Origin of the sequence: Geofilum rhodophaeum (genome assembly GCF_002210225.1) — a bacterium.
Classification (GTDB): domain Bacteria; phylum Bacteroidota; class Bacteroidia; order Bacteroidales; family Marinilabiliaceae; genus Geofilum; species Geofilum rhodophaeum.
In genome coordinates this window covers 382,040-395,337 of record NZ_MWUJ01000001.1, presented here as the reverse complement: position 1 = coordinate 395,337, position 13,298 = coordinate 382,040, and the positions used below count along the sequence as shown (strand labels likewise).

At 50.2% G+C, this 13,298-nt stretch carries 14 protein-coding genes; 9 read left to right on the top strand and 5 right to left on the bottom strand.

Annotated features, from left to right (window positions below; all coding sequences use genetic code 11):
- The first annotated feature begins 43 nt into the window (after nucleotides 1-43).
- Genes recR through B4W65_RS01415 form a run of 6 tightly spaced genes read left to right on the top strand, consistent with a single transcriptional unit; the run spans nucleotide 44 to nucleotide 3,556 of the window.
- Nucleotides 44-664 (top strand): recombination mediator RecR, encoded by a 621-nt coding sequence (recR, locus tag B4W65_RS01440; RefSeq protein WP_088653318.1) that lies wholly within the window; start codon nucleotides 44-46, stop codon nucleotides 662-664.
- 29 nt (nucleotides 665-693) lie between these two features.
- Complete coding sequence (locus B4W65_RS01435; RefSeq protein ID WP_088653317.1) at nucleotides 694-1,203, top strand: hypothetical protein; 510 nt, start codon at nucleotides 694-696, stop codon at nucleotides 1,201-1,203.
- Nucleotides 1,204-1,209: 6 nt separating this feature from the next.
- Entirely contained in the window at nucleotides 1,210-1,662 is a 453-nt protein-coding gene (locus tag B4W65_RS01430; protein ID WP_088653316.1) for a BT0820 family HAD-type phosphatase, read from the top strand.
- A 33-nt stretch (nucleotides 1,663-1,695) separates the two neighbouring features.
- The gene (locus B4W65_RS01425) at nucleotides 1,696-2,274 is read left to right on the top strand and encodes a LemA family protein (RefSeq protein WP_088653315.1); all 579 of its coding nucleotides are present in this window, start codon (nucleotides 1,696-1,698) and stop codon (nucleotides 2,272-2,274) included.
- A 9-nt stretch (nucleotides 2,275-2,283) separates the two neighbouring features.
- Nucleotides 2,284-2,718, top strand: coding sequence for a TPM domain-containing protein (locus B4W65_RS01420; RefSeq protein ID WP_088653314.1), 435 nt, complete (start codon nucleotides 2,284-2,286; stop codon nucleotides 2,716-2,718).
- 16 nt (nucleotides 2,719-2,734) lie between these two features.
- Entirely contained in the window at nucleotides 2,735-3,556 is an 822-nt protein-coding gene (locus B4W65_RS01415) for a TPM domain-containing protein (RefSeq protein ID WP_088653313.1), read from the top strand.
- Nucleotides 3,557-3,638: 82 nt separating this feature from the next.
- Here B4W65_RS01415 and B4W65_RS01410 read toward each other — a convergent pair whose 3' ends face one another.
- Genes B4W65_RS01410 through B4W65_RS17690 form a run of 4 tightly spaced genes read right to left on the bottom strand, consistent with a single transcriptional unit; the run spans nucleotide 3,639 to nucleotide 6,894 of the window.
- On the bottom strand, nucleotides 3,639-4,382 hold the full coding sequence (locus B4W65_RS01410) for a zinc ribbon domain-containing protein (RefSeq protein WP_240509441.1): 744 nt from the start codon (nucleotides 4,380-4,382) through the stop codon (nucleotides 3,639-3,641).
- A gap of 13 nt (nucleotides 4,383-4,395) precedes the next feature.
- A complete protein-coding gene (locus tag B4W65_RS01405; RefSeq protein WP_088653311.1) occupies nucleotides 4,396-5,499 on the bottom strand; it encodes a Nif3-like dinuclear metal center hexameric protein in 1,104 nt (367 codons plus the stop codon).
- 45 nt (nucleotides 5,500-5,544) lie between these two features.
- Nucleotides 5,545-5,880: a MerR family transcriptional regulator gene (locus B4W65_RS01400; protein WP_088653310.1), complete on the bottom strand. Its 336-nt coding sequence runs from the start codon at nucleotides 5,878-5,880 to the stop codon at nucleotides 5,545-5,547.
- A 42-nt stretch (nucleotides 5,881-5,922) separates the two neighbouring features.
- Nucleotides 5,923-6,894, bottom strand: coding sequence for a M23 family metallopeptidase (locus B4W65_RS17690; protein ID WP_088653309.1), 972 nt, complete (start codon nucleotides 6,892-6,894; stop codon nucleotides 5,923-5,925).
- A 231-nt stretch (nucleotides 6,895-7,125) separates the two neighbouring features.
- Between B4W65_RS17690 and alaS the strand changes: the two genes are divergently transcribed.
- Complete coding sequence (gene alaS / locus B4W65_RS01390) at nucleotides 7,126-9,768, top strand: alanine--tRNA ligase (protein WP_088653308.1); 2,643 nt, start codon at nucleotides 7,126-7,128, stop codon at nucleotides 9,766-9,768.
- A 64-nt stretch (nucleotides 9,769-9,832) separates the two neighbouring features.
- On the opposite strand, the gene B4W65_RS01385 is transcribed toward alaS, so the two are convergent.
- Complete coding sequence (locus B4W65_RS01385) at nucleotides 9,833-10,927, bottom strand: CapA family protein (RefSeq protein WP_088653307.1); 1,095 nt, start codon at nucleotides 10,925-10,927, stop codon at nucleotides 9,833-9,835.
- Between the two features lie 178 nt (nucleotides 10,928-11,105).
- On the opposite strand from B4W65_RS01385, the gene B4W65_RS01380 reads away from it, so the two are divergent.
- Together B4W65_RS01380 and B4W65_RS01375 are read left to right on the top strand one after the other, a co-directional pair.
- A complete protein-coding gene (locus tag B4W65_RS01380; RefSeq protein WP_088653306.1) occupies nucleotides 11,106-12,920 on the top strand; it encodes an AMP-dependent synthetase/ligase in 1,815 nt (604 codons plus the stop codon).
- A gap of 91 nt (nucleotides 12,921-13,011) precedes the next feature.
- Complete coding sequence (locus B4W65_RS01375) at nucleotides 13,012-13,203, top strand: cold-shock protein (RefSeq protein ID WP_088653305.1); 192 nt, start codon at nucleotides 13,012-13,014, stop codon at nucleotides 13,201-13,203.
- Nucleotides 13,204-13,298: the final 95 nt, after the last annotated feature.

Here is a 13,298-nt window from a genome sequence, read left to right as displayed (position 1 = left end):
TTGTTGCACTTTTGTGTAGGGAACAATTTTTGAAGGAAGATCGATGAGTCAAGTACAGTATCCCTCCGTTTTGTTGGAGAATGCGGTGAATGAGTTTGCCCGTTTGCCGGGAATTGGTCGTAAAACGGCCATGCGACTGGCTTTGTTTGTGCTGCGCGAGAAGCAGGAGGATGTGCAGCGTTTTGCCGCTGCACTAACGACCTTGCGAGAGGAGATTCATTATTGTGAACAGTGCTTCAACCTCAGCGATGCTTCGGTTTGCAGCATTTGTGCCAATGCACGTCGCGATCATACGCTGGTTTGTGTGGTGGAAACAGTAAGGGATGTAATGGCTATAGAAAATACGCAGCAGTACAATGGGGTGTACCATGTGCTGGGCGGTGTGATATCGCCTATGGATGGCATCGGTCCCGACGATTTGACCATACAGCCACTGGTAGATAAGGTCAACTCGGGAGCGGTTAAGGAGGTTGTTTTTGCTTTGAGTGCTACGATGGAAGGGGATACGACCAACTTTTTTATTTACCGTAAAATTGCCGAGGCCCCTGTGAAAGTGACGACCATTGCACGGGGGGTGGCGGTAGGCGACGAGTTGGAGTATGCCGATGAAATTACGCTGGGGCGCTCCCTGGTGAATCGTCAGCCTTTTGATCAGGCGATGTAAGATGTATAAGAGCGATTTATAAAGTGTATATGGATAAAAAAAGTTTGCGCAGTTTACAAATCATTTATTGGGCCATTTTTGTCGGACTGGCAGGCTTTGCCATCGTGGCAGTTGGTTTGGGCCCCGAGTTTGCATCAGGCGGAGTTTTGGACGCCGGTCAGATAGAACTGCTTAAGTCGGTGATCATACTATTGGCCCTGGCGGGAATTCCTTCGGGTTTTGTTTTTCACAACCGCAAGGTGCGGCGGATTCCGCACGAATGGAGCTGGCCTGAAAAAATGAGGGTGTATCGCAACAGCTTCCTGTTTAAGGTGGCGGTATTGGATTCCCTGGGCTTTCTGGCCCTGATCGGCTTTCTTTTGTCTGCCAATACGGCATTTTTGTACATTTGGGCCTTAATATTGGTGGCCTTTTTATTGAATGTGCCGACTTATTCAAAGGTTTTGTTGGAGCTGGATCCGATGTCGGCCTATGAAACGGTCCCCGATGATGGGTCGGCCGACGAGAACATGGACGAGGACATTCAGGAAAAGAAATAGCAGCGCATGACCATAGCAGTTGATTTTGACGGAACCATTGTAGAGCATCGTTATCCGGCCATTGGCAAGGAGAAATTTTTTGCTTTTGAAACCCTGCGGGCCTTGCAGCGCGATGGGCATCGTCTTATTTTATGGACCTACCGCGATGGTGCGCTGCTGGATGAAGCCGTGGCCTACTGCCGCAAGAACGGGGTGGAATTTTATGCCGTGAATGCCAGTTATCCGGACGAGGAGCTGGAATCGGGCCAGAGTCGGAAAATCAATGCCGATTTATTTATAGACGATCGCATTGTTTTTGGCTTTCCGGGCTGGGGAGAAATTTATCAGAGTTTAAATGCCGCGAATGCTTCCCCTTCGTGGTCGGAATACAAAGTACGCTACGACCAGGCTGCCAGCCGCTCTTTTAAGGGTTTGCTGCGGCGTTTGCGCTGGTGGGTTTTGGGCAACGAAGTCCGTTGAAAGTAATGTTTCATTAACCCAATTTTTTCTTCTATGAGAAAGATGAGATTTTTTCTGTTGCTTTTGCTGGGGCTGCCGCTGCTCAGCAGTTGCGGCTACAATCAGATGATTGAACTCCGTGAGGGTGTAGATGCCCAGTGGGCCCAGGTCGAAAATGTTTATCAACGCCGGGCCGATTTAATCCCCAATCTGGTGGCTACCGTTCAGGGCTATGCCAGTCACGAACAAGAAACCCTTCAGGGTGTGATTGAGGCACGCAGTAAGGCCACCGGCATGCAGGTGAATGCTGGTGAGCTGGATGCTGCAGCGCTTCAGAATTTTCAGGAAGCCCAGGGTCAGTTGTCCTCCGCCTTATCGCGCCTGATGGTGGTGGTGGAACGCTATCCCGACTTGAAGGCGAATCAGAATTTCCGGGATTTGCAGGTGCAGCTGGAGGGGACCGAGAACCGAATCGCTACGGAACGTATGCGCTTTAATGAGGTGACGCAGGCCTACAATACTAAGATCAGCCGTTTCCCGCAGAATCTGATGGCCGGGATTTTTGGCTTTGAACGTAAGCCTTATTTTGAGGCGGAACAAGGGGCACGTGAGGTGCCCAAAGTAGAATTTTAGTCTTTTTTTATGGCAGTCGACTTAATTAGCAGTGGGGATAAAAAACGGATAGAACAGGCGATACGCAGCGCTGAGCTAAACACCTCGGGAGAACTAAGGGTGCATATAGAGCGCCGCTGTCCCGAAGAGTTGATGGACCGTGCGGCCTACTTGTTTGAGCAGCTGAAGATGCACAAGACCGCTGCGCGAAACGGGGTGTTGTTTTATCTGGCCTTAGACGATCGTTTGTTTGCTGTTTTGGGCGATGTGGGAATCAATACTCAGGTCGGCGCCGATTTTTGGGAGGGGATTAAAGCGGAGATGCAGGAACTGTTCAGGAAGGGCGATTGGACTGGGGGCCTCGAAAAAGGGATTGAGTTGGCGGGTGAGCAGCTGAAGGATTTGTTCCCCAGGCAGCAGGATGATGAGAACGAACTTTCGGATGAGCTGTCTTTTGGCAGATAAAATGAAAGAAGGAACTATGAGTATTAAGTTTTTGGGCAAGCGAATATGGATTCTGTGGGGATTGGTTCTGGCCTTTTCTTCCTTGGATGCAGAAGAGAAACTACGCCCGGTTTCGGGGCAGTTGGTTCATGATTTTGCGGCTGTGCTCAATGAGCAGGCGCGGCAGGATTTGGAGCAGGTGTTGACAGATTTTGCCCGGGAAAGCAGTACGCAAATCACTCTTGTGACGACAACAGACCTGCAGGGTTATGCCGTGGGCGATTATGCGGTGCGTCTGGCCCACGATTGGGGGGTGGGACAGAGCGAAAAGGACAACGGTATTTTAATTTTGGTGAAGCCGCGCAGAGGAAATGAACGCGGGGAAGCTTTTATCGCTGTTGGTTATGGATTGGAGGCGGTAGTGCCCGATGTTTTGGCGGGACGTATTGTTGATCATGAAATGATTCCCCACTTTAGGGAGGAGGACTATTATTCGGGCTTTCTGGCAGGTGTTGCGGTGCTTATGGAGCTTACCCGTGGTGAGTACACCGCCGATGCGTATATGGGTCGCTCTGCAGGCAGGGAGACCGGCGCGGCGCTTTTTGTGCTCTTCTTCTTCGGGGTCGTATTCTTATCGGTTTTTTCCAAAGCACGTCGCCTGAAGCAATCTTCAATTGGGCACGATTTGCCGTTTTGGGTGCTGCTTTCTATGTTGGGCTCGGGCAGTCGCCGCCACAGCGGACATTGGGGCAATTTCTCTTCCGGCAGCGGATCCTTTGGTGGTTTTGGTGGTGGAGGGGGCTTTGGCGGCTTCGGTGGCGGAGGTTTTGGCGGAGGCGGTGCTGGTGAAAGCTGGTGAAACGTCGTGCAATCTGTAGCCTGGAAAACAAAAAAGCTGCCTCTCTTATAGGGGCAGCTTTCTTGTTTTATTAGGGCAGCTCTTACAACTGGTCGTCGACCAGGATGCGTCCGCAGTACTCACATACGATGATTTTTTTGCGCTGCTGAATGTCGAGCTGACGCTGGGGTGGGATCTTGTTGAAACAACCGCCACAGGCATCGCGGGCAACAGTTACCACAGCCAGTCCATTGCGTGCATTTTTGCGAATGCGTTTGAAGGCAGTAAGCAGGCGGTCGTCGATGCGGTTTTCCACTTCCTGACTCTTGGCCTGCAGGCGGTCTTCTTCAGCCTGGGTTTCAGATACAATTTCTTCCAGCTCGGCTTTTTTGGCGGTAAGGTCACCTCTGCGCTCCTCCAATTGCTTTTTGGAGGCTTCAATCACTTCCGCCTTGTTCTTTAAATCGGCGGTAAACTGATCGATGTGCTTGTTGCAAAGTTGAATCTGCAGGTTCTGGAATTCAATCTCCTTGTTGAGCGAGTCAAATTCGCGGTTGTTGCGGACATTGGACTGTTGCGCTTCGTATTTCTTGATGAGCAGACCGGCCTCCTTGATTTCGTTTTTGCGGCTGAGCATGTCGTCGTTAATCTGCTTGGATTCAGCCTCCAGATTTTGAAGACGGGTCTCCAGTCCTTCGATTTCATCTTCCAGGTCTTGCACTTCCAGGGGGAGTTCGCCCCGCAGGGTACGTATCTTGTCAATTTCGGAAACTACTTTTTGTAGGTCGAAAAGCGCCCGGAGCTTGTCTTCGACAGTGCGCTCTGCAGCATTTGCTTTTGAATCCATTGTTGCCATTCTGCTATAAATATTTAATTGGATTGCTATTCTGTTCGGATAAACGGATTGCAAAATTAGGGAATTTTTTTGTAAGTAACTCAAAAAAAACTTCTTTAACAAAGCGTTCGCTTTCGTAGTGGCCGATGTCGGCGATTACAATTTCCCCTTCTGCGTCAAAAAACTGGTGGTATTTAAAGTCGCCACTCACATAAACATCTGCCTTTTGGGCAATGGCCTTATTCAGCAGGAAGCTGCCGCTTCCGCCACAAACTGCGATGGTCTGCACCTGATCCTTCAGCGCGCGGGTGTGCCGCACGCAGCCGGTGCCACTGACCTGCTTTAGGTGTTCTAAAAAGGAGCGGGTGGACTGGGGTTTGGGCAGTTGACCGATAACCCCAAAGCCGGCCTGGTCCCAGTTGTTGTGTAAAGGGTAAAGATCGTAGGCCGGCTCTTCGTAGGGATGGGCGCTCAGCAGGGCTTCGACGACCTGTTGTTGATGAAAGATCGGCAGGATGGTTTCAATGCGCACTTCTGCTTCGACATGCGTTTGGCCCGGGGTTCCTACAAAGGGGTGGGTGTCGGCATTTCCCCGGAAGGTGCCGGTGCCGGAGAGGTTGAAGCTGCACTGGTCGTAAGCACCGATGTGGCCGGCTCCGGCTTCAAAAAGGGCTTGTCGCAGGTTGTCGGCATGGCTTTCGGGGACAAAGACAACGAGTTTGAGCAGGCTGTTGCTGCGGGGTTCCAGTATGCGCTGATTAATTAGTCCCAGTTTGTCGGCCAAAATGGAACTGACGCCGCCAACAACGCTGTCGATGTTGGTGTGGGCGGCATAGAGGGCCAGATTGTGGCGAATGGCCTGCATTAAAATGCGCTCGGCGGCACTCTTTCCTGTTATTTTTTTAAAGCCGGAAAGGGTCAGCGGATGATGAGCAATAATGAGGTTGCAGTCTTTCTCGAGCGCTTCCTGTATGCAAGCTTCGGTAAAATCAAAAGTGATCAGCACGCCCTTGATTTCCATGTCGGGGTCGCCGGTTTGCAATCCGGAATTGTCGTAGCTTTCCTGCAGCGCCGGTGGGGCCTTTGCCTCAATGGCTGCAGTGAGCGTTTTTAATGGTAAGCTGCGCATTGTAAAGGGATGTTTGTGGTGGGAGTGTTGTTGTTCCCGGGAGCGTTAAAGACCGTCTTTGATCTCAAGGAGGGTGGCACGAATGTCCTGGAGTCGCTTAACAATTTCAAAATTCTCCAGCGTGTCCTCCTTGTTTTCTTTCAGTTTTTTGTCGGCCCCTTTTAAGGTCATGCCTTTTTCTTTCACCAGATGATAAATCAGATGGAAGTTTTCTACATCCTGGGGGGTGAAAAGTCGATTCCCTTTTTTGTTTTTGTGGGGTTTTATGATGTCAAATTCCTTTTCCCAAAATCGAATGAGAGAGGTGTTGACATTAAACATTTTGGCTACTTCTCCGATGGTGTAATAGAGTTTTTCGATTTTCGGCTCTTTATACGGCATGTTACAGCATGTTAAACGATGGCTTGTACAAGATAAGCATTTTTAATCGAAGGTGCGGTTGCTGTTGGAGGAGATGCGTATCATTTCTTCGTACTGCTCGGTAGTCAGATCCTGGAAGAAATAATGGGTGGGATTTACTGCGCGGCCTTTTACCCGTACTTCGTAATGCAGGTGGGGTGCTGTTGATTTGCCGGTGTTGCCTACCCAGCCGATGACATCTCCGCGCTTGACCCGTTGGCCCACTTTAACGTTAAAGTCGTCCATGTGGGCGTAGAGGGTCGAATAACCAAAGCCATGGTCCACTTCGATGTTCTTACCATAGCCGATGGCAGATGTGCGCACCGATTTAACGATGCCGTTGCCGGTGGAGTAGATTTCGGTGCCGGTAGGCGCCGAAAAGTCAATGCCTTCGTGAAATCTTCTGGTCTTATAAATAGGGTCAATGCGCCAGCCCCAACCACTTGCCGTGCGTCGAAGGTCTCTGTTGGACACGGGTTGAATGGCGGGGACACAGCTCAGCATTTCTTCCTTACGGAGCGTCAAGTCAATAACTTCGTCGAAAGATTTCGATTGGACGTAGAGCTGTTTCATTACGCCATCGAGCTTTTTGGCGGTATTGACTACCAGTTTGGCGTTCTCCAGGTCCTCGAGGTAGCGGTAGCGGTTTACTCCTCCAAATCCTGCACGTCGCACCGAATTTGGAATGGAATCGGCCTGGAAAATAACGCGGTATACATCTTCATCACGCTGTTGAATGTCGTCGAGTACCAGAAGTGCCTGATCCAGCTTATTGGCCATAACTTCGTACTGGGAGAGCAAACGGGCGTTTTCTCGCTCCAGTTTGATTTCACGGGGACTGTCAATGAGGTAAACGTAGCCAAAGAAGAATACAAATCCCATAAGGGCGCTGAAAAGCGTGTAGGTAAAGATGCGCTGCAGATAGAATTTCAACCCGGTCTCTATGCGGTCGTAGCTCAAGGTTTCCGGGTTGTACCTGTATTTGACTTTTGACATACTGCGGTTAATTTGCTGCTAAAATATAAATTTTTAACGTCAAGAAGCAAAAATTGATCGATTAATCTATTTTTGCAGCTCAAAGTTTTAAGAATGGCGACCTGTAAATAGTTAATTTGCTTTAGTTTTTGCAATTTTGCAGGCCACAGCAAAAGCTGGTAATTTATACTTAAATATGGTATAAAGGTTACTTCTTTTTTAGCAAAGTAAATTTTTGGACAGATTTTTTATATGACAGCTTCGGAGATTAGAAAAAGTTTTCTGGACTTCTTTGAGTCCAAACAACACCGCATTGTGGCCTCGGCGCCTATGGTGATTAAGGACGATCCTACCCTGATGTTTACCAACGCGGGCATGAATCAGTTTAAGGATATTTTTCTGGGAAATGCCCAGCCTGTGAGTTTGCGGGTGGCCAATTCGCAGAAATGTTTGCGGGTTTCGGGTAAGCACAATGACCTGGAGGAGGTGGGACACGACTCTTACCACCACACCATGTTTGAGATGCTGGGCAACTGGTCGTTCGGCGATTATTTTAAGCAGGACGCCATCAATTGGGCGTGGACTTTTTTGACCGAAGTTTTGAAGATTGATAAAGAGCGTTTGTATGCGTCCATTTTCGAGGGTAGTCCCGAAGAAAATGTGGTGCGCGATACGGAGGCCTACGAGATGTGGCTGCAGCATCTGCCGGCAGAGCGCATCATTAATGGCAACAAAAAAGATAATTTTTGGGAGATGGGCGATACGGGGCCCTGTGGCCCCTGTTCGGAGATTCATGTGGATCTTCGTCCCGATGCGGAAAGAGCCAAGGTGGCCGGTCAGGACCTGGTTAACAAGGATCATCCGGAGGTCATTGAAATTTGGAACCTCGTATTTATTCAGTACAACCGTATGGCCAATGGTTCGCTGGTGGCCCTGCCGCAGCAGCATGTGGACACCGGGATGGGCTTTGAGCGCCTTTGTCGCGTGGTGCAAGGTTGTGCGTCTAATTACGACACGGATGTTTTTCAGCCCATTATTCAGAAAATTGCCGCACTGAGCGGGGTACCTTACGGTGCTTCTGAGGAATCGGATATTGCTATGCGCGTGGTGGCCGATCACTTTCGCACCATTGCCTTTTCTATTTGTGACGGGCAGTTGCCTTCGAACAACAAGGCGGGCTATGTGATACGCCGTATTTTGCGACGGGCCGTACGTTACGCCTATACCTTCCTGAATCAGAAGCAGCCCTTTATGGCACAGCTGCTCGAGGCCATGCAGGTGTCGATGGGCGTCGCCTATCCGGAGCTGGCAGCCAGTGCCGATTTGATTCGTAAAGTGGTGCATGAGGAGGAGGAGTCCTTTCTGCGTACGCTGGCTACCGGCATTCAGCTGCTTGAAAAAATAATTACCGAGACGCGTACCAACAATTACCAAATTGTGGACGGACGGGTGGCTTTTGAACTTTACGATACTTTTGGTTTTCCGCTGGATTTGACCGAACTCATTTTGAAGGAAAACGGCCTGGTTGTCAATCGTAAGGAGTTTGAGGCGGAGATGGCGGCACAGAAGGCCAGGGCGCGTAATGCGGCTGCGGTGGAGACCGACGACTGGGTGGTATTGCAGGACGACGATCACGAGGAGTTTATTGGCTACGATTACCTCGAAGCCGAAGTGCAATTGGTGAAATACCGAAAAGTAAAGACCAAAAATAAGGAACAGTATCAGCTGGTTTTTAATGTGACGCCTTTTTACGCCGAAGGGGGTGGACAGGTTGGCGACAGCGGTTATCTGGAGGCAGACGGGAAGCGTTTCCCCATTGTGGATACCAAGCGGGAAAACAATTTGATTGTTCATTTGGCTCCGAAGCTGCCGGATGACCTTGGGGCAAGTTTTAAGGCGGTGGTCGATGGGGACAAGCGGCGCATGACCGCCAATCACCATACGGCGACCCACCTTTTGCACAAAGCCTTACGTGAAGTTTTGGGCAATCATGTCGAGCAGAAGGGTTCGCTGGTGCATCCCGACTATTTGCGTTTCGATTTTTCTCATTTTCAAAAGGTGAGTGACGAGGAGTTGCGTAAGGTGGAACATTTGGTGAATCGTGCCATTCGCGATAATCTGGTGGTGGATGAGCACCGCGAAGTGCCGCTGAGCAAGGCGAAAGATATGGGTGCCATGATGCTTTTCGGCGAGAAGTACGGCGACGTGGTAAGGGCCATTCGCTTTGGCGAGTCGCTTGAATTGTGTGGGGGGACTCATGTGGCGGCTACGGGACAGATTGGCTCATTCAAGATAATTAGTGAATCATCGGTAGCTGCAGGTATCCGGCGTATTGAGGCTGTGGTGGCCGATAAGGCGGAGGAACTCTTTGATGCTCAGAGCGATTTGTTGAAGGAGTTGGGGCAGTTGTTTAAGAATCAAAGTGATGTGCGCAAGAGCGTGGAAGCTTTACTCAATGAAAATTCTGTGCTGTCGAAGCAATTGGATGGGATGCGTCAGAGTGTCCTGAATATGGAGAAGCGCAGCATTCGCGATGCCGCTCGTGAAATCAACGGGGTGTTGGTGATGCAGGCTTTGGTTAAGCCTGCTTTGGGTGGCCATTTGAAGGATTTGGCCTTTCAGTTGCGGTCGGACAGCGAGCAGGATATGGTCGCGGTGTTGGCTGCGGAGGTAGATGGCAAGGCACAATTGTCGGTGATTGCGTCGGAGTCGCTGACCGAGGCCGGTAAATTGGATGCGGTGCAGATCATACGGGCTGTCTCTTCCGAGATTCAGGGCGGTGGCGGTGGCCAAAAGTTTTTTGCTACTGCCGGTGGCAAGAAGCCTGAGGGCCTTGGTCGCGCCATGGAGAAGGCGGTGGAGCTGGTGAAGGAGGGGTTGGTGGCCAGACAGTAGCTGCTCAGGTCCCAGAGCGTGCTGATATGGAGCCTCCTTCCCCGGCCCCAGCGGCCGTAGGTCGTCAAAGGAGGGGCCAGGGGGTGGTGGATTCGGGGAGGTTGGTGTTGTTTTGCATGACGCTGCGGGCTTTTTCGAGGTAGCTGTCCATGCCGCTTTGGGCGGGGGACAGGTGCTCGGGCAGATCCTCTAGCTGGTACCAGGAGGCCGGAAGTACATAGTAGCGGCGTTTGCCGTTTTCCTGGGGGGTGTGGACCCAGGTCAGGAGGTGCTCTGCGTTTTTAATGCGGGTGCTTCCGTTTTCTTTTATCAGCTCGATACGCACCATGCTGCCGCCGTCGGTGTATTCCTTACGTTGGTTAGAGACGAAGTTGCCCAGAGAATAGACGACCAGACGGTCGCCATTTTCGTCGCGTTGCAGGTGCATGGGCTGCACTACATGGGGATGGGAGCCAATGATGATGTCTGCGCCATGGTCGAACAGCAGTTGGGCGGTGGCCTGTTGGTCGGCATGGGGACTGGTTTGGTATTCATTGCCCCAATGGATGCAGACGATGATTTGATCCACTTTCATTTCGTGGGCCTGAGCCAGGTCTGCCTTTATTTGCTCGGGAACAATGTGGTTCACGATGTTGGGTGGGCGTACCTGGATGCCGTTGGTGCCGTAGGTGTAATTGAGTAAGGCCAGTCGCAGTCCGTTGATTTCGATCAGTCTGGGGTGGTGCAGGGCCCGATCGGTACTGTCGCGAAAGGTGCCGGTGCGTACAAAGTAAAGGCTGTCGAGTACCTGCAGGGTGCGTTGCATTCCGCGCTTGCCCTTGTCGTAAGAGTGATTATTGGCAGTAACCAGGGTGTTAACGCCGCTGGCTTTGAGCGCCTCAGCCAGGGCATCCGGAGAGGTGAAGGCGGGGTAGCCGGCATAGGGTGGTCCCGCCAGGGTGACCTCCAGGTTGCCCACCACGATGTCGGCCGAGCGGAAAGCCGGTTCGATGTATTGGAATACGGGTTCGTAGTCGTAACTGCCGTCGGCTTGCTGGGCGCTTGCAATCTGACCACCGTGGCCCATGATGTCGCCAAAAAACAAGAGGCTGGCTTCCTGGCTGTGGGTGGGTCTGACTGCTGTAAAAAGCAGAAGCAGTAGTGTAAACAAACTTTTCATGAGGCGTTCTTTTATGCGATCTGTCTGATCGTTTGGCTGCAGATCGCGACCAAGATAGCATTTTTTAGGCAAAGGCTGTGCCGTGTTTTTTGTTGTGCCTGTTGGCTGTTTTAATTGTTTTGCGTTTTTTTACCGTCTGTTTTATCTTTAATATGGTACAGGAACTAAATTGTTGCACATGAATATTGAACGGACTTTTGATTTGTTGGAGCATCTTCGACAAAATCATAACCGGGCCGACATACTTGTGGCCAAGCGGGAGGGGCAGTGGATTAAATTTAGTGCGGAAGATTATGGACGGACTTCTCGTCGTTTCAGTTATGGATTGATGTCCCTTGGTTTTGAGAAGGGGGATAAGATTGCGACCATATCGAACAACCGGCCCGAATGGAATATGGCCGATATGGGCATGAGCATGTTGGGAGTGGTTCATGTTCCGGTGTATCCCACCCTTGGAGAGGATGAGTACAAGTACATACTGGAGCATTCCGATGCCAAGATGCTTTTGGTCAACGACCGGCCTACCTGGCAACGGCTTAAGCCGGTGGTGGACGCCGTTGGTTTGAAGCACTTTTATACCTTTAATTATTACGAGGATTTGCCCCACTGGAGTGAGGTGACCAAACTTGGGGAGACTGCCCGGGTAAAGTGTAAGGAGGAGTTGCGCCGAATTAAGGACAGTATTTCGCCCAGTGATTTGGCGTCTATTATTTATACTTCCGGGACGACCGGCATGCCTAAGGGGGTGATGTTGAGTCACAGCAATTTTATGAGTAACATGAAGGCCTGTGCGGCTCTGTTTCCTCTTGATACGGGCGATCGAATCTTGAGCTTTCTGCCCTTGTGTCACGTTTTTGAGCGTATGGTTAACTATTTGTTCCAGTTTAAGGGTTGCAGCATCCATTATGCCGAAAATATTGGAACCATTGCACAAAACATGGTCGAAATCCAGGCCCAGGCCTTTGCTACGGTGCCCCGGGTCATCGAAAGGATTTACGATAAAATTGTGTCGAAGGGCGAAGACCTTTCGGGCCTTAAGCGTTTGATCTTTTTCCAGTCGCTGAAGCTGGGCGAGAAATTCCGGGTTAACGGTAAGCACCATTTTTGGTACGGACTGCGCCTCAGTTTGGCCAGAAAACTGGTGTTTTCGAAATGGCAAAAGGCTTTTGGTGGTCAGCTGAAGTTTGTGGTGTCGGGTGGCGCGGCCCTGCAGCCTCGTTTGAGTCGCCTCTTTTTTGCCGCCGATATTCCCTTGTTGGAGGGTTATGGTTTGACAGAGACTTCGCCGGTGATTGCGGTAAACCATTTGAGTCAACCGGATTGCCTGCACATTGGGTCGGTTGGACCGGTACTCAATAATGTGGCGGTTAAGATCGATGAGGACGGAGAAATTCTGGTCAAAGGGCCCAATGTGATGCAGGGGTACTATAAGGCACAGGATTTAACCGATGAAGTGATCGATGCGGACGGATGGTTTCATACCGGGGACATCGGGACCTTGATAAAGAACCGCTTTCTCAAGATCACCGATCGCAAAAAGGAGATGTTCAAGACCTCAAGTGGCAAGTACATTGCTCCTCAGGCCATTGAAAATATGCTGAAGGAATCCTTCTTTATTGAGCAGGCTATGGTGGTGGGTGAAAATGAGAAGTTTGCAAGTGCCCTTTTGTTGCCCAATTTTGAATACCTGCATGTTTGGGCACACGACAATAGAATTCATTTTAGAGACAATCCGGAGTTGATTACGCTGCCCAAGGTGTTGAAGCAGTTTCAGAAGGAAGTGGATGTGTACAACAAGCAGCTGGGCAAGCACGAGCAGATCAAGCGTTTTCGCTTGGTCTGGGAGGACTGGAATTCGAATACCGGGGAGTTGTCGCCTACCTTGAAATTGCGTCGACGGGTATTGTACAAAAAATATGCACCGGTGCTGCGTGAAATCTATGCTTATCAGGAGGGAGAAGAGAACCGTGGAAAGCACAAGTTCAACGATTAAGGGAGGCTTTTCGTTTTTTTCTCTTTTTTCCTTGGTTTCTAAAAAAATATTTTACCTTTGAAGCATCTAATTATTTTTTTTTATTTCTATTATGAGCAAAGGAATCGTTAAGTTTTTTAATGACACCAAAGGATTCGGTTTCATTAAAGATGAAGAATCAGGAGAAGAGTACTTCGTACATGTAACCGGTCTGGTCGACAAAATCAGAGAGAACGACGAAGTGACCTATGATCTTCAGGAAGGAAGAAAAGGTCTCAACGCCGTTAATGTGAAACTGGCTTAGTTATAATCGATTATAACTTCAGAGAACTTTAGAAAAGGCCGTTTGCGATAAGCAAACGGCCTTTTTGAATTTCAGTGTTTCTGTTTGGGTGCCGA